At 40.5% G+C, this 20,830-nt stretch carries 22 protein-coding genes and 1 tRNA gene; 15 read left to right on the plus strand and 8 right to left on the minus strand.

The genetic code is table 11. The annotated features are described in order from the left end of the window. The first annotated feature begins 26 nt into the window (after window positions 1–26). Window positions 27–587: a hypothetical protein gene (locus tag QXW63_00635; protein MEM3460407.1), complete on the plus strand. Its 561-nt coding sequence runs from the start codon at window positions 27–29 to the stop codon at window positions 585–587. A gap of 108 nt (window positions 588–695) precedes the next feature. Beyond that, window positions 696–983, plus strand: coding sequence for a hypothetical protein (locus QXW63_00640; protein MEM3460408.1), 288 nt, complete (start codon window positions 696–698; stop codon window positions 981–983). 14 nt (window positions 984–997) lie between these two features. On the opposite strand, the gene QXW63_00645 is transcribed toward QXW63_00640, so the two are convergent. Further along, entirely contained in the window at window positions 998–1,477 is a 480-nt protein-coding gene (locus QXW63_00645) for a hypothetical protein (GenBank protein ID MEM3460409.1), read from the minus strand. A 79-nt stretch (window positions 1,478–1,556) separates the two neighbouring features. Here QXW63_00645 and QXW63_00650 point away from each other — a divergent pair, with 79 nt between their 5' ends. From QXW63_00650 to QXW63_00680, 7 genes are all read left to right on the plus strand, one after another. Further along, window positions 1,557–1,709, plus strand: coding sequence for a ribbon-helix-helix domain-containing protein (locus QXW63_00650; GenBank protein MEM3460410.1), 153 nt, complete (start codon window positions 1,557–1,559; stop codon window positions 1,707–1,709). Between the two features lie 217 nt (window positions 1,710–1,926). Then, window positions 1,927–2,181 (plus strand): hypothetical protein, encoded by a 255-nt coding sequence (locus QXW63_00655; GenBank protein MEM3460411.1) that lies wholly within the window; start codon window positions 1,927–1,929, stop codon window positions 2,179–2,181. A gap of 51 nt (window positions 2,182–2,232) precedes the next feature. After that, complete coding sequence (locus QXW63_00660; GenBank protein ID MEM3460412.1) at window positions 2,233–5,769, plus strand: hypothetical protein; 3,537 nt, start codon at window positions 2,233–2,235, stop codon at window positions 5,767–5,769. Between the two features lie 374 nt (window positions 5,770–6,143). Next, window positions 6,144–7,085: a tyrosine-type recombinase/integrase gene (locus tag QXW63_00665; GenBank protein MEM3460413.1), complete on the plus strand. Its 942-nt coding sequence runs from the start codon at window positions 6,144–6,146 to the stop codon at window positions 7,083–7,085. Window positions 7,086–7,118: 33 nt separating this feature from the next. Further along, window positions 7,119–7,214: transfer RNA gene (locus QXW63_00670), tRNA-His, on the plus strand. A gap of 38 nt (window positions 7,215–7,252) precedes the next feature. Beyond that, window positions 7,253–7,771 carry a GNAT family N-acetyltransferase gene (locus tag QXW63_00675; GenBank protein ID MEM3460414.1) on the plus strand — a complete coding sequence of 173 codons (519 nt, stop codon included), beginning with the start codon at window positions 7,253–7,255 and terminating at the stop codon, window positions 7,769–7,771. 19 nt (window positions 7,772–7,790) lie between these two features. Continuing rightward, window positions 7,791–8,288, plus strand: coding sequence for a 2-thiouracil desulfurase family protein (locus tag QXW63_00680; GenBank protein ID MEM3460415.1), 498 nt, complete (start codon window positions 7,791–7,793; stop codon window positions 8,286–8,288). On the opposite strand, the gene QXW63_00685 is transcribed toward QXW63_00680, so the two are convergent. Next, window positions 8,285–9,283: a hypothetical protein gene (locus tag QXW63_00685; GenBank protein MEM3460416.1), complete on the minus strand. Its 999-nt coding sequence runs from the start codon at window positions 9,281–9,283 to the stop codon at window positions 8,285–8,287. The genes QXW63_00680 and QXW63_00685 overlap by 4 nt on opposite strands. A 257-nt stretch (window positions 9,284–9,540) precedes the next feature. Between QXW63_00685 and QXW63_00690 the strand changes: the two genes are divergently transcribed. Then, complete coding sequence (locus tag QXW63_00690) at window positions 9,541–11,856, plus strand: ABC transporter substrate-binding protein (GenBank protein ID MEM3460417.1); 2,316 nt, start codon at window positions 9,541–9,543, stop codon at window positions 11,854–11,856. A gap of 63 nt (window positions 11,857–11,919) precedes the next feature. Here QXW63_00690 and QXW63_00695 read toward each other — a convergent pair whose 3' ends face one another. From QXW63_00695 to QXW63_00720, 6 genes are all read right to left on the minus strand, one after another. After that, window positions 11,920–12,501 (minus strand): KH domain-containing protein, encoded by a 582-nt coding sequence (locus tag QXW63_00695; GenBank protein MEM3460418.1) that lies wholly within the window; start codon window positions 12,499–12,501, stop codon window positions 11,920–11,922. After that, window positions 12,488–13,285 carry a serine protein kinase RIO gene (locus tag QXW63_00700; protein MEM3460419.1) on the minus strand — a complete coding sequence of 266 codons (798 nt, stop codon included), beginning with the start codon at window positions 13,283–13,285 and terminating at the stop codon, window positions 12,488–12,490. The genes QXW63_00695 and QXW63_00700 overlap by 14 nt, the downstream gene beginning before the upstream one ends. 27 nt (window positions 13,286–13,312) lie before the next feature. After that, on the minus strand, window positions 13,313–13,618 hold the full coding sequence (gene eif1A, locus QXW63_00705; protein ID MEM3460420.1) for a translation initiation factor eIF-1A: 306 nt from the start codon (window positions 13,616–13,618) through the stop codon (window positions 13,313–13,315). A 79-nt stretch (window positions 13,619–13,697) separates the two neighbouring features. Then, window positions 13,698–14,741, minus strand: coding sequence for a M42 family metallopeptidase (locus QXW63_00710; GenBank protein MEM3460421.1), 1,044 nt, complete (start codon window positions 14,739–14,741; stop codon window positions 13,698–13,700). Between the two features lie 155 nt (window positions 14,742–14,896). Then, window positions 14,897–15,193 carry a DUF424 family protein gene (locus QXW63_00715; GenBank protein MEM3460422.1) on the minus strand — a complete coding sequence of 99 codons (297 nt, stop codon included), beginning with the start codon at window positions 15,191–15,193 and terminating at the stop codon, window positions 14,897–14,899. A 16-nt stretch (window positions 15,194–15,209) separates the two neighbouring features. After that, window positions 15,210–15,620: a translation initiation factor IF-2 subunit beta gene (locus QXW63_00720; protein ID MEM3460423.1), complete on the minus strand. Its 411-nt coding sequence runs from the start codon at window positions 15,618–15,620 to the stop codon at window positions 15,210–15,212. A 96-nt stretch (window positions 15,621–15,716) separates the two neighbouring features. Between QXW63_00720 and QXW63_00725 the strand changes: the two genes are divergently transcribed. From QXW63_00725 to QXW63_00745, 5 genes are all read left to right on the plus strand, one after another. Then, complete coding sequence (locus tag QXW63_00725; protein ID MEM3460424.1) at window positions 15,717–16,229, plus strand: cob(I)yrinic acid a,c-diamide adenosyltransferase; 513 nt, start codon at window positions 15,717–15,719, stop codon at window positions 16,227–16,229. Between the two features lie 99 nt (window positions 16,230–16,328). Continuing rightward, entirely contained in the window at window positions 16,329–17,723 is a 1,395-nt protein-coding gene (gcvPA, locus tag QXW63_00730; GenBank protein ID MEM3460425.1) for an aminomethyl-transferring glycine dehydrogenase subunit GcvPA, read from the plus strand. A 10-nt stretch (window positions 17,724–17,733) separates the two neighbouring features. Continuing rightward, the gene (gcvPB, locus tag QXW63_00735) at window positions 17,734–19,263 is read left to right on the plus strand and encodes an aminomethyl-transferring glycine dehydrogenase subunit GcvPB (protein MEM3460426.1); all 1,530 of its coding nucleotides are present in this window, start codon (window positions 17,734–17,736) and stop codon (window positions 19,261–19,263) included. A 66-nt stretch (window positions 19,264–19,329) separates the two neighbouring features. Next, window positions 19,330–19,626, plus strand: a complete 297-nt coding sequence (locus QXW63_00740) for an iron-sulfur cluster assembly protein (GenBank protein ID MEM3460427.1) — start codon at window positions 19,330–19,332, stop codon at window positions 19,624–19,626. 111 nt (window positions 19,627–19,737) lie between these two features. Continuing rightward, entirely contained in the window at window positions 19,738–20,754 is a 1,017-nt protein-coding gene (locus QXW63_00745) for a dockerin type I domain-containing protein (GenBank protein ID MEM3460428.1), read from the plus strand. Window positions 20,755–20,830: the final 76 nt, after the last annotated feature.

The raw sequence follows: 20,830 nt of genomic DNA on the forward strand, positions 1-20,830 counted from the left end.
AATGTTTATGGAAAAGAAAGGAAGGAATGTTAAGGTTTAAATTTGGAAACGCCATCATTATGGTAACGGGTAAAATGGGCTTATATGAACAGTTAAGCGAAAGCTTCCCTTTGGAAGACACGTTTTTCGGCTCGTGCCTTCTAATTCCACATGCACTTTTTAAGCCTGAATGGAATGAACAGTTAAGTAAGGAAGGCGTTAAGGTTTTTCAGCAAGCATATAATGGCAAACTATTCTTTTTCTTAAAGAAATCCGACAGCAACAACGAGAATGTAGCGGCTAAGCCTTCCGAGTTGAAGCCTATCGTGTGGAACGAGGAAACTTACGCTTTCATAGAGAAACTGCAAAAAGAAGGGTTAAGCCTCCGCAAAATAGCCGCTAAAATGAGGGAAATCGGCTTTCAAGTGACTCACACGTCAATAGCTAAGAAAATGAAGCGGAGAATGGCGCATTCGCAAAGTTTAAACGTTCAATGTGAAGGTGACGGTTTATTCCGAGAATTCCTGGAAGCTTCGGAAATGCTTTATCCAAAGTATCGCAAAGCCTGTGCAGTTTTGCTTAGGGAAGCCGCAAAAATTCTGGAATAATAGTCCATAAACCAGTCACTATAATATTATAGTTCACTATTATCGTGCTTAAATACGCTTTACCATTCAACTTTTATACATGGAAAAAGAAAGAGGTGAAAGAGTATAGTGTTTAAAAAACTGAGGAAGTTTCTCGAAGACAAGAGGGCTGAGGCACCTATGGGCGGCGGCGGAGTAATTGGCGTTCTGGTTGGAATCATGGTTTCGCTGTTGATAGCTATCATAGTGATTCAAAGCTTGATTAGCAGTCAAAGTCAGGCTGGTTGGAGCGCTCAAGCGAACAGCACTTGGGCCGCGCTGCAAAGCAACATTTGGGTTGCAATGACACTGCTCGTTATCGTGCCGATAATTGTTGGAGCAGTGATAATCCTCGGCTACGTTAGAAGAGGAATGTAACAACACTACGAGCATCACTGCTCCAAACTTCCCTTTTTTTGTGTAACGCCATATTTCAAATTAAACTTGTCCAATTCTTTTTGAAACCATTCCTTATCTAACTCTTTAACGATGTTCAGAAAGTCAACGTCTAAGCGGTAAAGTTTCCGTTCCTTCTCATTCAAATTGGGATTTGGAATAATAAAAACTTCAGCGGGACGCTTCTCTTCAACGGATCGGTTAGGCTTCTTTATTATTCCAATTATTTTAGCTTGAGAACCATCAGGCTTAACGAGGTAGGGTTTCAACTGTTCTAAAATAATATGAAAATCTGAACCTTTAGGGTAAGTTATGCCCAATTTACCGCTTGTTGTTATTTGAACTGTGTAATCCTTCAAATTTTTGAAGTGAAAAGTTAGCCTTCCCTTGTAAGGTTCCATGTCTCCAATCATGTTTCTTTGCTGAGCTAACCTTTGCCGTGTATTTTCATACCCTAAATCGGTTTGAAACCACACTTGCTGTTTCATTTATGACCGAAAAATAGGGGGACTTAAGTCCCCCTTTATAATAATTTCGGACTTGAAGGTGTTAAAAATGAACAAAAACTTAAGGATAACCGTGAGGGTGGAAGACTCTGATAGAAAGATGATGGAAGCACTTATTCAGCAAGGAAAGTTTCGCAGCTTAAGTGACTTTCTAAGAGCAGCTATCCGAGAACTGCTTAGCCAAAACAAACGTTGTGGTTAAAGGGTGGAAGATGGCCCATGAACGCAAATGAGTTGTTAAATGCTGAATACGCGGTGGGTTGCCCTCCACTTGACTATTCTTTATGTCAATCTCTACTTTTTTTTCCTTTAAAAAACCTAGCACGCCTGCTAGGATGCGGATGTGGGCTACAAACCTGCATGGCCTCAGGGTCGGAGGCGCGGAGTGGTTTAGACAAAGCCATAAAGAGGGATATGAAATGCCGGTTAGTCTTGAAGATTTGTTAGGCGCTCGGGTTGAAGCAGAAATCGTTAGCGCACGCATGGGTCGTTTAGAAAACAAAGAGTGTCTGATCTTAACTGCTAATGTTTCAGGTGAAGAGGTTCATTACGGCATCTTGCCTGAGTTGATTGAGAAGGTTCTAGCGTCTGGCCGCAAAGAAGGTGATAAAATCATTTTGAAACTTCCGGCGCCTAACAAAAGAGCGCGGATCACTTGGATTAACGTTTATTAAAAGTTGAGGTAATGCCGCTCATCTCCCCTTTTTTATGTGAGGGATCGCTTGATGCCTATCCAATTGTCAGATTTGTTGAAACTTCAAGATAAAAGTTTTGGTCAAATTTACGTTTTAAACGATAAAGAAAAGGCAAATTTACAGGTTTTGGCTGAGAAAGTAAAAAAATATTCGGAATTGTTAAAACCTTTTCTCATTTCTAGCATGCAAGATTTCAAATTGTTGCTCTTTGATGTGGAGACTGATTCGAGTAACAGGGACGATGTGCGTCTTGTTGGGGTTTTATCTTATCCGAATTTGGAAATTTACCATTATGATCATGCTTTAACCAAAGTTGAGCTTGATAGTTTAGTTGAGGATGCTTCAGTCGTTGTTTTTGTGGCTTTCAACTATGGTTTTGATTTGATTCGTGCGTTTTCAAAGGATGCTAGAGATATTTTATTACGTAGGTTTACGCGGTTCGGAGATCAAAAAGTTAGTTATTATATTTATCGAAAGGAGCGGGTTATTAGCTATGCGCTTGATGTTATGCGTTTGTCATCTAATTTGCTTGATGAGAAAAAGCGAAGTTTGAAAAGCCAATCTGAAACAAACATGTTTTTTAAGAAGTTAGAAACGGAAGATTTTTTGAATCGCAAATATAATGCGTATGATCTTTTGTCATGTTTTGAGCTGCTTTCTCGATGTTTGGAAAAGGCGGCAATGTTTTTAGAAGTTTTAGGTTTTGAAAAAGCTAATTTTGTTGATTTTGTTTTGAAACAGAATCGTTATGAAGTTATTGAAAGTCATATTTCGCCTATTAAATTGTTTGAAAGTGGCGCTAGGATTGCTAAGATTTTGGTTGCGCCATATACGAAATTTCCGAGTTTTCCAGCATTTTATGCGGGTGGGCGTGTTAAAGCGTGGCAAGTTGGCCGTTTTCGAAATTTTGCATTTTATGATGTAAATTCTGAATATCCGAGTATTATGAGCAAATTTTCACCTAGATCTATGAGGCTTTGTTACGGAGAGGAAGCTAGAAATGTTATCAATCAACTTTTAGAGTTGATTAAAAAGGTCGGCCCTGTGGAAGCATTTTCGCGGTTATATGTAAATCAAGAAATGCCTGTTTTAGCGCTTTCCTCTTGGGTTCTAGTTCAATTTTTGGAAGATTCAACATGGAAAATTGAAGTTTTAAAGGAAAAGCAAAAGAAATCTAGAAAACTTTTGTGTTATACTCTGGTTTATAGAAATCGAAGGGAAGAGCAAACTCGAGCAGAGGCCCTAGTTAATTTTAAAGCGGGAATGGTTGTTAATTTTCCGCTTTATTTTTTGTTTTTGCAGTCTAAGAATCAACTAAAACGCGTGCAAATTTTAGATGCGTGTGGTTTTCTATATACAAAAGATGAGGAATGGTCAAAGAAATGGTCTGAATTTTATGCTATGCGTAGGGCCAATCAGGAATTGGCAACATCTTTGAAAATTGCTTTGAACGCGGTTACAGGTCTTTTGTGTGATGTGGATCAAGCGTTTTCAAATTTGGCTTTGGCTGCTCATGTGACAGCTTTCGCGAGAACAATATCGTGGCTTATAGAATCGCAGTTGAAGGATTCTTTAATTTACCATGATACGGATTCTTATGTGTGTTCTGCAAAGGATGAGGCGCTGTTAAAGAGACTTCTTAACAAACTTGCGCCTTGGGGTGCTAAAAAAGAGTATGCGGATGCGGTTGAGCTTGTGGTTTTCCGCACTAAGCGTTATGCTGTTAAATTGCCTAGTGGAGAGTGGATTATTAAAGGTGCTGAAAGATCTGGATTTGGAAGAGAGAAGAACCGCATTCAATCTTTTCTTTTAAATTCGGAGAGGCAACCTATCCATGATATAAGGCAGGTGACAAAACAGGAAAACACGCCTAATATTCCTGCTGTGCGGAAATTGTTGAAGAATGCGGAATCAGGCGAATGGTGCTTTTACTTTTCTTATCCTCTCTCCATTTCTGCACGTATTAAGAAAATAGAACGCGAATGGTATTTGGAAATTAAAGCCTTAGTTGATGATTTAGAATCGGGTGGATGGGGTGAATCTTTAAGGCTTAACCGTTTTGTAAAGCAGCTTGCTATTTGGTGTGGTTTTAATAAGCAGCCTTCAAAGAAATTATCAACTTCTCAATGGTTTTTAGAATTTTTTGAGCATTTACGCGCTTATGGATATGAAACTAAGGAAGCAATTTTCAATCTTATAAGAAATAAGAAAGGTTGCGATTTAAGTGTAGTTGAAGCTCAGATTTTATCATCAATGCATGAAGAGCAAACTAACGCGGAAATGATGCAAACAATTGAAGACTTTGAAGATGTTGTTTATGAAATTACCAAAAGTGGAAGAGTATATTTTGCATCTAAGCTTAAAGAGCCTTTGGAAGATTTAGCAGGTAAGTTGTGGCCGTTATCGCCTGCTAATCTTAAATTTGAAAAGAGCAGTCTAGAAAAGGGTATTTCAGCTAAGGTTTTTGCGCCTTTGTTAGGTAAGCCTGACACAACATTTTTAGAGGCTCAGATCAGTCAAGCGGGCCTTTTGCATATTCCGCTTGAGATTAATGAGAAAATGAGGTTGTTAGCGCGTGTTATTGGCAAATTAGGCCATAGCGATAATTATGGTGTGAAACTTGCGGTTAATACGCTTGATGTGAAAAAGAAGGAATTAATTGAACATGAGCCTACGCTTTGGAAGTTACCGCGAAAAGCTAGAAAGCGATCGCCTTTTGCTCAAAGGCGGTTCTATGTGATTCAAAGGTTTCCGTATAAGGTTAGGTATCACATAAGCTGGGATGCGGTTAGTTGGACGCAAGTTAAACGTAGAAAATTTGTTTTCCGAGAATTGCCTTTATGGTTGCCCTCAACATTGATTAGAATTATTGAATGTTTCTTTAATGATGTAGCATTGCTTGAAGCGGAATTAAATGAAGCGTTAAAACTTGTTGTTGAGGAATCTGATAATATTCTCTTTAAGTGGCTTTACAACCAAAAGATCGAATTGAAAGTTATTCCTTATGCGCGGTATTGCCGTTTTGATGTGGCTTATGATATTCCGCCTAGTGAAATTAAACAAAGGATAGAAGAGTTTGAAGAGGTGTGTGAGCAAAACGAATATGATTATAGAAAAGGTTTAGGGTTCATAGGTATTAATGGAAGGGTGCTTTCTGATAGTCGATATTTTGTTTCAGGTAATATTGTGCTTTATGATCGCAATAGAAGGTTTAATCTGAAAAGGCATGAGTTTCTAAGAAGATTTCGGCCTTTTGTTGAAGCATGGCAAAATGAACCTGTGGGTCGTTTAGAAATTCAATGCTTCGCGCACAGAAGCAATAATAGGAAGGCGAATCCTTTAGCAGCTCTGCTAAACGTGTTAGAACTATACAAGATCCAAGCGCCTAAACTGTTTGAATTCATTAAGAGTTTGCTGTCTGTCATAACTAATATGTTACGTGACCCGCACGAAGGGTCGGGTGCGCATGGCGCTAACTCTGAAAATTTGAATGAAAATTGTTTTGTTCTGTTCAAATCTGAAGTGTTTTTCGGTGTTTTAAGTGGATTAGGGGTGGGGCCGCCTTAATGGTTTTGTGTTGTCCTGAATGTGGTTCTAAGGAGTTTTGGAAGGATGGTTTTAGATATGATGGTGATGGTTTTGGAATTCAACGTTATTTATGTAAGTTATGTGGATATCGCTTCTCTGAGTCTAAGATAAAGTTCAACATCAGAGGAAAGATTTGTAAAACTTTTAATTCTACTTCTAATTTGCTGAAGGGAACTATCGTTAATAAGGACTTTTCCATCCAGAAAAGCTTTAATGATTTGTCTTTCGCGGTTAGTGAAGATGTAGCTTCGCATAAACTTACTGTATTAGGAAAACAGTTAAATAATTTTTCTTCCTATAACAGTAAACGCCGAGTATGCGTCTCGGAAGTCGAGGCGAAAAACTTGGCCAAAGTGGAAACCCAAACTGAAAGGCCGAGTGTGGGCGGCACAGAGCAGCTTAAAGACGCTAAAGGCAAAATAGTTGAATACTGTTTCTACATGCAAAAGAAAGGCTATGCAGAGGCTACCATCCGACTTCACAGAACCGCATTAAAAACTTTAGTTCAGAGAGGTGCTGATTTGTTTGATTCAGAAAATGTTAAAGAAGTCATTGCAAAACAAAAGTGGGGTGAAAATAGAAAGCGTAATGTTATAGGCGCTTATGACCGCTTCCTTAAATTTGCTGGTTTAACATGGGATAAGCCATTCTGCAAAGCGCGAACCCAAAAGATACCTTTCATACCAACTGAAAGAGAACTTGATGATTTAATATCTGGAACAGGTAAAAAACTCAGCACGTTTTTACAATTGCTTAAAGAAACCGCAATGAGATGTGGAGAAGCGAAAAGACTTCAATGGATAGACGTAGATTTTGAAAAGAACATAGTAAGGCTTAACGATCCTGAGAAAGGTTCTAACCCGAGAATGTGGAAGGTGAGCCAAAAGTTGATTGCTATGCTTAACGCTTTGCCGAGAGAAAGTGTAAGAGTATTTGGAGACGGCCCAATAAATTCAATGAAGACAACATTTATAAAAGCACGAAGGCGTTTAGCTGCTAAACTGCAAAACCCAAGACTGCTAAGCATAAGCTTTCACACCTTTAGACATTGGAAGGCTACAATGCTCTATCATCAAACAAAAGATCCATATTACGTTAAGCAGTTCTTAGGCCATAAAGAGTTAAGAAACACGGAAATCTACATTAACATTGAGAGAACCATGTTTGAGCAAGGAAGTGATGAGTTCACGGTTAAAGTAGCTGAAACGCCTGAGGAAGTTAAAGCTTTATTGGAAGTCGGATTTGAGTATGTATGCCAAAAAGATAACCTAATATTTCTAAGGAAGCGTAAGTGATGCAGAAAAGTAACCGAAATCACCGAAATAGTGGCCGGGGTGAGGTAGCCTGGTAGCCTATAGGCCTGTGGGCTGTATGTTGCAGGCGGAAAGCCTAGCGCCCGGGTTCAAATCCCGGCCCCGGCCCCACACACAAGGTTTTAACTCCGTGTTTGAGGAAGTGTGAAGTGTCATTTCAGGTAGTCGATGGAAAAAGTTATGCGTTTAAAGACGCGGATTTGTGGGCACTTGCTGAGATGGAGACGCATCCAGACGTGGTGAAATGGAATATCGGCACCGGCACAGATGATACGAATAAAATGTATAATCTGTTTAAGGAGGCTATCAATAAGCTTCCAAGGGAAAAGGACCAGATTTTTCTTGTTGGAAAATTGGACGGAAAAGTTGTGGGTTTTATTGGAATACATTGTGAAACTAAATGCTCAATGCCTGTTGGAAATGTGGGTATAACAATCCATCCGAACTATTGGAATATGGGTTTCGGAACGCTGTTGCTGAAAGCTGGAGTGGCAAAAGCTCGAGAGGAAGGACTTATGAAACTTGAGGTGGAAACTCTTTTCTCAAACAAAGCCATGATAAAGATTGCAGAAAAAGTGGGATTTAAAGTTGAAAGTATATGCAAGAAACTGATTAAGAAAAGCGGAAAACGCGAAGATATAGCACTATTAAGCATGTTTCTGAAATAAATTATAGAGTGCGTTTCAAATGTTTAAGGATAGTAGAAGTGGAAAAATCGCTTTGGTTGCACACTGCATCCTTAATCAAAACTCACGGGTTTTCGGATTAGCTGAAAGATCAAGTGCAATAACAGAAATTGTAAATTTTTTAATACGCAAAGACTTAGGCGTTATTCAGTTGCCGTGTCCAGAACTAGCCTATGCAGGAATATCCAGGCCGCCACAAACCAAAGAACAATATGATACAGCAGCTTTTCGAAAGCATTGCAGGAAAATCGCAGAGGGCATCGCAAAGCAAATTCAAGAACATGAAAAGTGCGGGATAAAGTTGAAACTTGTGATAGGCGTTGCTGGGAGTCCAAGCTGTGATATAGCAGATAACCAAAACATAGAGAATTCTGGAATTTTCATGGAAGAACTCCACCATGCACTGAGCGAAAGAGGAATTTCGGCGCCTTTCTGCAGAATACGTTATAACAGATTACTTGAGGACCTAACTGAATTAGAAAAAATAGTTAGGGACTAAATTGGAGGCTTAAAGCGTTTCTTCTCCTTATCATTTATGCGCATCCATTTTTCAAACTCCTTAGAAGGTGGGTTCTCAACAAAAAGCTTCTTTCTAAAAGCCTCTAAGAAAGCATTTTCTTCGCCCAAAAACTCAGCCGCCGTCACAACTTTACATCCCGCTTTCTTTGCCTCTTCAAAAACATTTCCTGTCTTTTCACGCCAATTTTCATCTCTGAGAATATGATGTTCCAACATGACGCATGGAATAGTTTTGATTACGCTTTCAAGGTTTCTCAATCCAGTTTCAATCTGGCTTTCTTTAACTTTAAAACCAGCCAAATACAATGGGGGCCCACCAATCATCAACAACTGCGGCTTTTCTTTAAAAATTATAGAAAGCGTCTGGTTTGACATTGGACCTTGAACGTCGGGCGCAAACATGAACTTCTCACCGTCGCATTCGATTGTTGTCATTAGAACCCATCCCAACTCTGAATTTTCCAGTCCATGCGGGACTGGCTCAGAAAATCTGACATTTGTATCATTGAAAGTGAAGGTTTTTCCGTCGGCAATTTCAAGTTTTTTCGCGTGTTTTCCGCTTGTTTTCTGAAATAGCCATCCTCTGCGTCTCTGGCTGTAGTTGATTTTCTCTTTTGGATTTTTTATCAAAACGGTTTTTCCTTCATAGATCTGCCTTGCAGTTTCGGTTGCTTGAGTCCAGTTGCAAAGCCAATCTTCATAGGAAGGGGTGTGATGGTCGAAATGGTAGTGGCTTAATGTGACAATATCAGATTTCTTTGCGGCCTCAGCAATTTTTCTGCGACAGTGTTCTATGGCTTTGAATTCCAGCGGATGCGGAAGCAAACCGAAACGGTATGGACAAAGCGAAACTCCCGCGTCAAAAAGAACCTTAATGTCTGAAGTTTCAACGTAAGTGCACATTGACCTTACGCCAAGACTTTCTGCAGCTAATGGAACCACGCGAATATGTTCTAGCATTGCATTTTCCGACATGCCCTAAGCTTAATTCCTATATCTTTTTATTTAAGCCCATGGTTTATTTTTGCGTGGTGGGCGATGACGACTCTGGCCCCGCTGATTCCAAAATGATTGGGATCTTGAGTGCGAGAGCCCGCTTTCACACGTTCAATTTAATTTGTTGGTTTTTTCAGACAAAGGCCGCTTAAACTGTCGTAATTATATATTCAGAAGACATGCAAAAAGTATTTAAACAATTTAAACTGCTAATTATATCTGAGAGGAAAGGAGAAATGAAAAAAGTTCTGCTTGTTACTTTGTTGTTATCCACTTTGCTGACGCTTTCAATACCGCAAGTGACATGTGCTGCACCACCTAATCCATATGAACTAATAGTGGATACAATAACTGGTGCCACCCCCATTACTTTGGATCCTGCTAACTGTTATGATATGGCAAGCGCTGAACTGCTCTTTAATATTTACGAGACTCTGATTTTCTTTGACGGCGAAAGATACGACTATTTCATTCCACAATTGGCTGAACAAGTATGGATTGCACCACCAGACCCAGCAGCACCCCCATACACAAACTACACAATATACTTCAAAATACGCGAAAATGTGCCATTCCACACATGGTGCAGGTCCGACTTGAGTCCAGTGCCAACATGGGACCAATACTACTTAACAACCGAAGACATCGAACACAGTTTCGAACGATTAATGGTATACGACTACCCAGGCGGACCACAATGGACGATTTACGAACCACTTCTAGATGCATTCAGCGCTGATCCGTCAGATCCAACTTTCGGAGAAAAAATCGACAATGCCATCCAACGTAATGATACCCACGTTTGGCTCAACATCGCAAACAAAAACTTAACAATAGGTGGATCTGTCTCATTTACGCCAATTGCGCTCTTTGATCTAGCAACGAAGCGTCAACGTTCCAGTTTCTGGGACGAAATCGCGAACAAGCCAATAGGTTATTCGCTGAGGATTTTCTTCCAAGTCATATCGCAATCATGGTGCTCAATAATGAGCAAGCCGTGGCTTGCGGACTTTGTAGATCCAGAAGCTGAGGCTGCTGGCCACCCAACAGGCGAGTGGCTTGGAACATGGGAAAACTGGACACTCTACCACTACCCAACAAGCCCACTTGAACCAGAGCTTCCATGTGTAGACATGATACCCATGAGCGCTACAAGTCCAGGAGTCACGTGCGGAACAGGACCATACATACTAGACAGATTAGATTTTGCCAGCGAATGGTCTGTGGTGAAGTTTGATGACTATTGGGGCGGCTGGCCAGCTGGTTGGCCAAACATGTATGGCTGCAAACCAGCAGGCTGGGTTACGAGACTAACTGTTAGACAAAGGGATGCATTAACATGCGTAAATGAGTTTGTAAATGGCGACTGCGACTTTGCTCACTATGGGTCACGTTCTAGGTGGCCGTATTTTCATGTAAATGGCGACATATGGAAAGAAACTTTGAACGGCATACGGCTCCAGTATTGGCAGGTGCCTGAGCTAGAAATTCAAAGTTTCTTCTTTACATTTAACATCACACCTGCAGGCGGAACATATGGAAAAATCAATGACTATGGAGTGCTTTCTGAGGATGGAATACCACGGGACTTTTTTAACGATATCCATGTTAGAAAAGCCTTTACATATTGCATGAACTTTACATATCTGATTAATGATTTGCTTGGAGGAATGGCTTATCAACCAATAACTTTTGCACCATCTGGTTTACCCTACGTTAACCCAACGCAAAGCTACTACTCTTTCGACATTGAGAAGGCCAAAGAAGAGTTTTCTCTGGCATGGAATGGACAGCTGCTGAGCGCTGGTTTCACCATAACATTGCCGTATACCGATACATTTAGCGGATCAGTGTGTCAAAATATTGCGCAGCGCATCATGAATATAGGCAATGAGATAGCCGGTGGCAAGTTTCATGTGCAAACCAAAATGGTGTCATGGGGTCAGTTCTCACAAGCACTTCAGAGACATGAATTACCGACATTTATGGTAGGCTGGCTATCTGACTCTGCAGATATACACCATTTTGCTTATCCAATTCTTCACAGCAACGGGACCTTTGCGTCTTGTCAAAACTATAAAAATCAAACAATAGATGACTTAATAGAAAACGGCGTTCGTGTTCCAGACGGTCCATTGAGACAATCAATCTATTATCAACTAGAAGAATTATATTACGAGGACGTTCCATCTGTGCCTTTGTACTCTTCAGTCAAAAGGTGCTATTTGAGAGATAGAGTTTACGGATATTACTATAACGTTCTGTACCCGGGCATCTTCGCATACAACATTTGGAAATGGGATTACATGAAGGGCGATATAAACTACGATGGAAAGACAAGTATGACCGACATAGTAACAATAGTGGATTCTTTTGGTTCTTACACTTATAAAGACAAAACTTTCGCTGTTCATTCTCGTTGGAATTTTCACTGCGACATAGATGACATCCCAAGATACAGATGGCGAGACCAGAAAATCGACATGGGCGACATTGTAGGAGTCCTTCCCAACTTCGGCAGGATAGGTGTTCCTTGGCAATCGCCACCATAATATCTAAATAATCTCTGAAAACTCCTATTTCAAAACTGGGTAGCTGTGGTTCTGATATGGTAATTAGGGTTCTTCTGGTGGTTTTTCCCAGAGCTCGAACATTTTCTTTTTGAGTTCTCTGCGTTTTCTATGCAGATAGCGGTAGACTGTGCTGTGTAGGCTTCCTTCTATCAACATTTGAATGGCTTCTCTTGCAGCTTGCGCCTGTTCCATGTTTCCAATTATGCAGACCGTGTGTCCATATACAGAAATGTTAGCGTCTGTCAATTCCTCTATAGTTCTGCGTGTTTTGCCGTTCATTCCTATTATTCGTCCTTTAATGCGGCGGATGTCTGATTCGGACTTTCCAAAAACGGTTCGCAAGTCTATAACATCCAGAATGGCGTCTTCATCGCGGATTAAGCGGAAGGCATGTTCAGAAGAAAAACCTCTTCCAATGGCGGTCACAACATCTTTCGCTCTGAAAAGCAAGCTTGGATCTTCAGCTTTTTCGCTTAGCATAAGCGTTACGCCGCCTGTTTCGCTGTCTATTTGTAACTGAACCATAAGTTTTTCTTCAATGCTCTTTTTGGTTTTTCCTTCTGGTCCTATTAAAACGCCTACTCTTTCTTTTGGTATTCTAACGAACGCACTAGGTTTCGCCAAGACCCGTAACCTTCCTATAACATTCTTCTAGAGAGGGTACATCCACGCCTAACTTGCTGAAAAACCTGTTTAAATTAGTTAGGTCTCTGCGTAAGAGAAATTCTGCCATAGGATGCGAAGTAAGAACCGCTTGAGACATGTCAAATAATACTGGGCGACCTTTCCAAATCATAATGTTGTATTCGCTTAAATCTCCATGAACAAGCTCGGCTTTAGTATACAGTTTTTTCAAATAACCTAGTAAGGTTTGATAAATTTTTTCGGGTTTCTTTGGCGGAAGCTCCTTCATTGATGGAGCAGTGACACCTTCTTTACCTATAAACTCCATAATTAACACATTGTTTTTCACGGCAATCGGCCTTGGGACTCTAACCTTCGCCTGGGTTGCTAACTCCAAGTTTTTGTATTCTTTCTGAGCCCACGCAAAAATCAGCGAGCGCGTGTCACGTCTTAAGCCTGTAAATCTCGGGTCTCCCTCAATGTATTTGAGGATGCCTTTTCGGAATTCTGCTGAAACCGTTAAGTAGATTTTTATTGCCAATTCGTTTCCTTGCTTGTCTTTTCCCCAGTAAACGCGTGATTCTTTTCCAGCTCTAACAACTCCGTAGATTTCGTTTATTGTTCCTTTATTCATGAAGTCGTAGATTACCATCAATGTTGAACGGTCAAAAACTTCTTCTAAAACCTCATATTCTTCGCTTCGTTTTTCCTTCATTAACTGCTCGGTTTCGTAACGTTTCTCTTTTCTTCGAAGTCTTTTTTCGACGCGTGTTTCAAAAGGCACACTTATTTCCCCATGTATACACAGAATTTAGATGGTTAAATAGCCTTTTTTTCGAAGCATGTCCGCTTGAGCTTTTGTGTAACGCCAGATTAAGTCGCCGCGCTTGTCTGATTGGAAATCCCATGGGGAAACTAACACAACATCTCCTTCTCTTATCCAAACTCGTCTTTTCATTTTTCCGCGTATGCGGCATAAGCGTTCGTGTCCGTCTTGGCATTTGACTAGAACACGGTCGAATCCAAGTAGTTTAACGGCTACTCCCAAAACATCGTTTGGGGATGGATATATCATTTCGCTTAATTCTTCTTCTGTTAGGACCTTCTTCTTACCCACCGAAGCACCTCAAATGTATTCTTCTAAAAGAAGTATATAACTTCCTTAAAAGTTATGCTCATTCGATTAACTGTTTTTCCTACTTTGTTGAGATGGTTTTCACAAATTCAGTTACAAGCTTTATAGTATTCTTTAAATCATCAGCGTGTATGATTGAGGCGGGTCCATGAATGTATCTGCACGGCACTGCTACGACTCCGCTTGGCACACCTGCCTTTGTGAGGTGAATTGCTCCCGCGTCTGTTCCGCCCATCGGCACTTTCTTGAACTGAAACGGAATTGACTTTTCTTTTCCAACTTTAACTAGAGTTTTAAGAACAGTTGGATGAGTGAAAACGGTTTTGTCCAGTATCGTTATGACGGGGCCATCCTTGATTTTTGATGAGACTCTGTCTGGTCTAGTATTTGGGACGTCGGCAACGAATGTTCCTTCTAGGGCTAATCCATAATCTGGGTCTACTTGCCAAGCGGCGGTTCTTGCTCCTCTCAATCCTAGTTCTTCTTGTACGGAGCCAACAGCAACGATGTTGTATGGCGAGTCTTTCATGGACTTGAACACTTCAGCGAGAACTGTGCATCCTGCTCTGTCATCAAATGCTTTTCCTCTGAAATATCCGTCGCCTATATCTGTGAATTCAACATCAAAAACGCCTAGCGTGCCCACTTCTGCGCCTTTTTCTTGTGCTTGGCTGAGGTTGTCGGCGCCTATGTCAATGAACAGGTCTTCTTTGGGTATTATCTTGTTCTGTTCTTCGGGCGTCATTATGTGAGGTGGTTTGGTTCCGATTATTCCTTTTAGGTAGCCTTTTTCTCCTTTAAGTAGTATTCTCTGTCCGAGTAGGATGTTGTTTGTTATGCCTCCGAGTGTTTCAAACCGTAGAAAGCCATTTTCTTCTATGTAAGTGATTATGAAACCTACTTCGTCCATGTGAGCTGAAAGCATAATTCTGGGGTATCCTTCCTTTCCATGATGATGAAAGAATATGCTGCCAAGCTTATCAACACGTGTTTCATCAGCATATTCCTCAAGTTCAGTTTTAAGAATCTCCGCTACGTCTCCTTCATTTCCAGAGGGTCCAAAAGCGTTTGATAGTTTTCTGAGAAGTTCAATTTCTTCCGGCAATGTGGTCACCAGTAATCTTTTCCTATCTTTTTTGCAGTTAAGTTTTGTCCTTAAAAATGTGATTTAGTTATATGTAAAAAAAATAGCATTATCATGTTATGAGTTTATGGGGGCACTATATTCTCTCTAACATAAATCAATGAGCACATTGTATCCTACATTTTTACGATTTGCGCGTGGGGTATCCCCTCTATATTAAGAATCGCTTCTGGATGCACGTATCCCTTTTCTACGGCTTTTTTAACGACATTTGTGCCTACCATGTTTACTATTGTTGAGTTTTCTATCATTGCAATTGCTTCTTCGATGCTTACCTTTGTGCCTTTATAGAATTCTTCTTTGACCTGAAAAACTATTTTGCCTTCGCAGAGGGTTTTTCCGAGAACTTCCTCGTCGCACATGGCTAATAATACGTTGTTGCCGATTTTTCGAAGTTTAATATAGACATCCAATTTTTAGCCGCTCATGTTAAAGTTGCTGCACTGCTGACCTTGCTCCGCATGCTTCGCACACTAGAAATGATAGTCGTTTCTCCTTTACAATCTTTGTGTCTGGACGCTTGCAGACTGGGCACATCACGAAGGTTTCCAAGTATCTCTGCAAGAGTCTTTCTATAGTTTCGTGTGAGAATTTTCCTTTAAAAATGGCTCGCGACTCCTGCAATGTCGCTGCGGTAGCGGTTTCACGCGTCAAAAACTTCAACAAATGTTGCGGGTCACGATTTAATGCGTCTGCGATTTCTTTGAAGTTGTAGATTATTGTGCGCATGCCGATTACTGAATGGTTCAATCTGGGCAGTTCTAGTCGTTCGCGTTTTGAGGCGACTTCTGGAATTTGGGAACGCGCCTTTTTCAGTAGCGCATCATAGTCATATTTCATTCGTTCTTTCTCCGTTGCAAACATGGACGCATAATCCTATTTAAAACTTATAATAACGTTCAAACATAAAAGAGATTGTGAAAAAGAGGAAACCTAATGGGTTACATCTACCTCTATACCGGGACTGGCGCGGGTAAAACTACAAACGCTTTGGGCTTGGCGCTTCGTTCCATTGGACACAAACACAAAGTTGTAATAATTCAGTTTTTGAAGTGGTGGAAAAACACTGGCGAATATAAGATTCGAAAGATGCTTGCGCCTTACTATGAGATTTATCAGTTTGGCAGAAAAGGGTGGCATGGACTAGACAATCTAGACGAGCGAGATAAGAAACTAGCGTATAAAGCGCTAAGATTTGCTGAGAAAATTATTAAGGAAAAGAAGCCGCATCTGCTGGTTTTAGACGAAATTAATCTAGCTTTGTATTGCAGACTTCTTGATGTAAATGATGTTCTGAAGTTACTGGACAAGGTTCCGAAAAAAACTGATGTCGTATTGACTGGAAGATTTGCTCCGAAAGAACTGATAGACCGCGCAGACTTTGTAAACGAAATAGTTGATGTTAAACATTTGAAAGAGCTGGTTGCAACAAAAGGAATTCAATATTGAACCTAATCGCATAGTCAAGATGTAGCGTTTACTTTGAGGAATTTAGAAAACTTAAAGAATACACCGCGATTTAGTGTTTAATTCGCCACGGTGAAAACATTGGATAAGCATAATCACCCGTACATACCTAACTCTCAACCAGAAATCAAACAGGAAATGATGCAGGAAATCGGCATAGACAGTATTGATGAGCTTTATGTTGACGTTCCTGAAAAATATCGTTTAAGAAAGTCATTAAATCTTCCCAAAGCTTTATCCGAATTTGAAATCAAAAAGCATGTTGAAGCTTTACTTTCAAAAAACAAGACATGCGATAATATGCCCATTTTTTTGGGCGCTGGATGTTGGCCACATTACGTGCCAGCCGTTGTAAAGGAAATTGTTCAACGTAGCGAATTTCTAACTGCTTATACGCCTTATCAGCCTGAAATTTCACAAGGCATGCTTCAAGCACTTTTCGAATATCAAAGTATGATTTGCGAGTTAACTGGTATGGATGTTGCTAATTGCTCGATGTATGATTGGGCTTCGGCTTTAGGCGAGGCTGCTCGTATGGCAGTTCGCGTAACAGGAAGAAACGAAGTTTTAATTCCAAGAATTATTCATCCTGAAAGAGCCGCAACTTTACAAGCTTATGCTGAGCCTGCAGAAATAAAAATTCAGCAAATAGCTTACAACAGAGAAACCGGACAAGTCGACCTCGAAGATTTAAATAATAAAATATGCGACAAAACAGCTGCCGTTTACATCGAAAATCCATCTTATTTTGGGTTCATAGAGACACAAGTTGATGAAATCAGCAAACAAGCGCATGTGCACGGCGCACTTTTAATAGTTGGTGTTGACCCGACATCACTTGGCATTTTGAAACCTCCTGGTGATTATGGCGCAGACATTGCAATCGGTGAAGCTCAACCTTTAGGCAATTCTATGAATTTTGGTGGTCCACTTTTGGGAATTTTCGCTTGCCGTGACGACATGAACTTGATTAGGCAGATGCCAGGTCGAATAATTGGGTTAACAACGACTACCGACAATAGCAAACAAGGTTTTTGTATGACCTTGCAAACGCGTGAACAACACATAAGACGTGAAAAAGCAACATCCAACATCTGTTCTAACGAAGCATTATGCGCCGTGGCATCGGCTGTTTACATGGCTCTACTTGGGCCCCAAGGCTTTCGTAAACTTGGCGAAACAATAATGTACAAAGCTAATTACGCCATACATTTACTCTCCAAAATAGACGGTGTAAAAGCGCCAATCTTCAAATCTGCCCATTTCAAAGAGTTCACAGTCAATTTTGACGGCGCCAAATCTCACGTAGAAGAAGTCAATAGAAAACTTCTTAAACACCAAATCCATGGTGGCAAAAACCTCTCAAAAGAGTTTCCTGGACTTGGAGAAACTGCCCTCTACTGCGTGACGGAAATTCATTCAAAAGAAGAAATTGAGCGTTTGGCAGAAGCATTAGAGAAGATTTTGGCAGGATAGTGATGATTGTATGTATAAGCAGGCAAGTTGGAATGAATCAGTGATTTTCACTCTAGGAAAAAGTGGACGCGTAGGACATATTCTACCAGAAGTAGAAGAGGAAATCAAGGCAACAATTGGAGATTTGAAGACAGCTGTACCCGAGAACCTCCAGCGAACAACAAATCCGAATCTTCCAGAGCTTTCAGAAGTTGAAGTTGCTCGGCATTTCATACGTTTGTCTGAAATGAATTATGGAATTGATTCTGGCTTCTATCCACTTGGAAGCTGCACAATGAAATACAACCCAAAAATAAATGAAAATCTGGCAAGCTCGCCAGCAATAAATATGATTCATCCATATCAAGACGAAAGCACCGTGCAAGGCATTCTCAAAATCCTTTATCGGCTTGAACGGTGGCTTGCAGAAATAACAGGCACTTATGAGGTTTGTTTACAACCAGCAGCGGGTGCGCATGGAGAGTTTGTGGGAACCCTACTTATGCGGGCATATCACAAGTTTAAAGGCGAAAGTGAAAAGCGAACTGAAGTAATAGTTCCAGATTCAGCACATGGCACGAATCCCGCAAGCGCAGCAATGGCTGGGTTCAACGTGGTAGTTGTTCCGTCAAATGATGATGGGTGTATTAGCCTCGGCGCATTGAAAGCGGTTGTTTCAGAACGAACAGCAGGACTTATGCTTACTAATCCAAACACGCTTGGCATTTTTGAAAAGAACATCGACGAAATAGCTAGGATTGTTCACGAAGCTGGGGGGCTCCTATACTATGACGGAGCAAACCTAAACCCAATCTTATGCAAAACCAGACCAGGCGACATGGGCTTCGACATCGTTCACATAAACATTCACAAAACATTCAGCACACCTCACGGCGGAGGCGGTCCAGGAGCGGGACCAGTTGGCGTTTCTAAAGAATTAGCTAGGTTTTTGCCTGTTCCCCGAATAGTTTTTGATGGCAAACATTATCACTTTGATTATGATAGACCAGATAGCATCGGAAAAATTCGGAGTTTCTATGGAAATGTCACGGTTTTGTTGAAAGCTTACGCTTATATTTTGAGTTTAGGCTTTGAGGGGTTGAAAGAAGTTGCTGAAGTTTCTGTTTTAAACGCTAATTACCTCTTGAAGAAACTTAAAGAAATTAAAGGGTTAACGCTTCCATACGATAGTGAGAAACCAAGAAAGCATGAGTGTGTCTTCAGCGCTAAAACTCTAAAAAACGAGACAGGCGTTTCCGCGTTAAATGTGGCTAAGCGTTTGCTTGACTATGGAATACATGCTCCAACAATCTATTTTCCCATGATTGTAGATGAAGCCTTGATGATTGAACCTACAGAAACCGTTGAGAAGGAAGAACTTGACCATTTCGCTGAAGTTATGCGAAAAATATGCGCGGAAGCCTATACAACCCCTGAAGTAGTTCTGAAAGCGCCGCATAATACTGCTGTTCCCCGGTTGGATGAGGTGAAAGCTTCGCATCCTAGAACTATGACTTTAAGTTGGCGTATGCACAAAAAAAGAAAAGGAAAAAATTTGTAAAGCTCATGCAACGGTTTATATATTATTCGTTCGTCTTTTATGCGTAAAGAAATGAGTGTGTGAGGTTTGACGGAATTAGAAGACAAAGTACGCGAAGCCGTTGGCAAAGTTGTTGACCCTGAGACTGGGTTAACTTTTGCTGAGATGCAGATGATAACGAATGTTAAAGAAGAAAATTCAGGCGTTGTTAAGGTGGAATTTGTTCCTTCAAGCCCCTTCTGTCCAATCGCATTCAAACTCGCCATGGACATTAAAAACGCGGCTTCAAAAGTTGCCGGTGTCAAAAAAGCTCTAATCTACTGTCGCGGGCACATGATGGAGCAGCAGATTAACGAGATGACGAATAAAGAAGAGCAGAAATAATCTTCGATTCTTCTCTTCTTTTTGTCGCTATCTGAATTTTCTGATTATTAATAGATACGATAATGGAAATTTAATTAGGAAGCTAAAAGTAAAATATTGTTAGGTGGAAATTTGGAAGAAAAAATTAAAACAATACTAGTAACGGCTACGCTGCTCTTTGCAACGTTGTCATTAACTCTCACAACATTGTTCGCTCAAACAAACCCGTCGGATACAACCCTTTACGTAGACCCACCAAGCATTGAAGACCCAACAATTTTGCCAGGCGATACTATTGTAATAAAAATAATGATTGATGCCGTTGCAAACATGAAAAATTGCGAGTTTAATCTAACTTTCAATCCGAATGTGCTTTCAGTTAAGCAAGTGACTAAGCAATTGGTTCAAGGGCAATATCCTAATACGAATGTAGATGTGGATGATGTTGTAGGATATGTTTGGGTTAACTTAACATATACAACTGCCGTGACGGTAACTACTGACACTGCGCTTGTGGAAATCAAATTTTTCGTGAAAGGCTATGGAACATCTCTGTTACATTTTGAATCGTCAGTGCTTAAGGATAATGCTGGAACGCCTATCCCTCATGATACACAAGATGGCTTTGTAAGGATATTCGTGAGAAACATTGCTGTTCAAGACATCGTAGTTCTTTACCATGAAACTTACGTGGGACGTGTCATCTCAATAAACGTCACAGTTCTCAATGATGGAGACATACCTGAAAGTTTCTCTGTCAGTCTATTCTACAACTCGACACTCATAGCTACACAAGACGTAGTTGATCTTCTGCCTAAGGAAAACATCACGTTAACATTCAACTGGAACACTACTGCGGTACCACCAAGTCTTGATTTGTATGTCATCAGAGCTGAAGCAAGTATATTACCAAATGAACTAAACACAGCAGATAACACGTTGGAAGATGGAACAGTAAAACTCAAAATTGTAGGCGATGTAAATGGCGATGGAAAAGTGGACATAAACGATTTAGTAGCATGGGATGCTGCTTATGAAAGTCACCCTGGCGACCCGAACTGGAATGAGCAAGCAGACCTCAACTATGATGGCAACGTTGACAAAGCTGACGCAATGATTATACTCAAACACTATCATGAAGAGCTTTAATCCTCTTTTCTCTCTTTTATTGAAAAATGTTATTTAATGACAGCATTGAAATTTGTTAACTCATTAGACTCTTTGA

Source organism: Candidatus Bathyarchaeia archaeon (genome assembly GCA_038873195.1).
Lineage (GTDB): Archaea > Thermoproteota > Bathyarchaeia > Bathyarchaeales > Bathycorpusculaceae > DSLH01.

Coding starts and splice junctions, on each gene's coding strand:
- QXW63_00660 (MEM3460412.1), top strand. CDS start 2,233: ATGCCTATCCAATTGTCAGATTTGTTGAAACTTCAAGATAAAAGTTTT.
- QXW63_00650 (MEM3460410.1), top strand. CDS start 1,557: ATGAACAAAAACTTAAGGATAACCGTGAGGGTGGAAGACTCTGATAGA.
- QXW63_00725 (MEM3460424.1), top strand. CDS start 15,717: ATGGGTTACATCTACCTCTATACCGGGACTGGCGCGGGTAAAACTACA.
- gcvPB (MEM3460426.1), top strand. CDS start 17,734: ATGTATAAGCAGGCAAGTTGGAATGAATCAGTGATTTTCACTCTAGGA.
- QXW63_00685 (MEM3460416.1), bottom strand. CDS start 9,283: ATGTCGGAAAATGCAATGCTAGAACATATTCGCGTGGTTCCATTAGCT.
- QXW63_00655 (MEM3460411.1), top strand. CDS start 1,927: ATGCCGGTTAGTCTTGAAGATTTGTTAGGCGCTCGGGTTGAAGCAGAA.
- QXW63_00635 (MEM3460407.1), top strand. CDS start 27: ATGTTAAGGTTTAAATTTGGAAACGCCATCATTATGGTAACGGGTAAA.
- QXW63_00680 (MEM3460415.1), top strand. CDS start 7,791: ATGTTTAAGGATAGTAGAAGTGGAAAAATCGCTTTGGTTGCACACTGC.
- QXW63_00720 (MEM3460423.1), bottom strand. CDS start 15,620: ATGAAATATGACTATGATGCGCTACTGAAAAAGGCGCGTTCCCAAATT.
- QXW63_00690 (MEM3460417.1), top strand. CDS start 9,541: ATGAAAAAAGTTCTGCTTGTTACTTTGTTGTTATCCACTTTGCTGACG.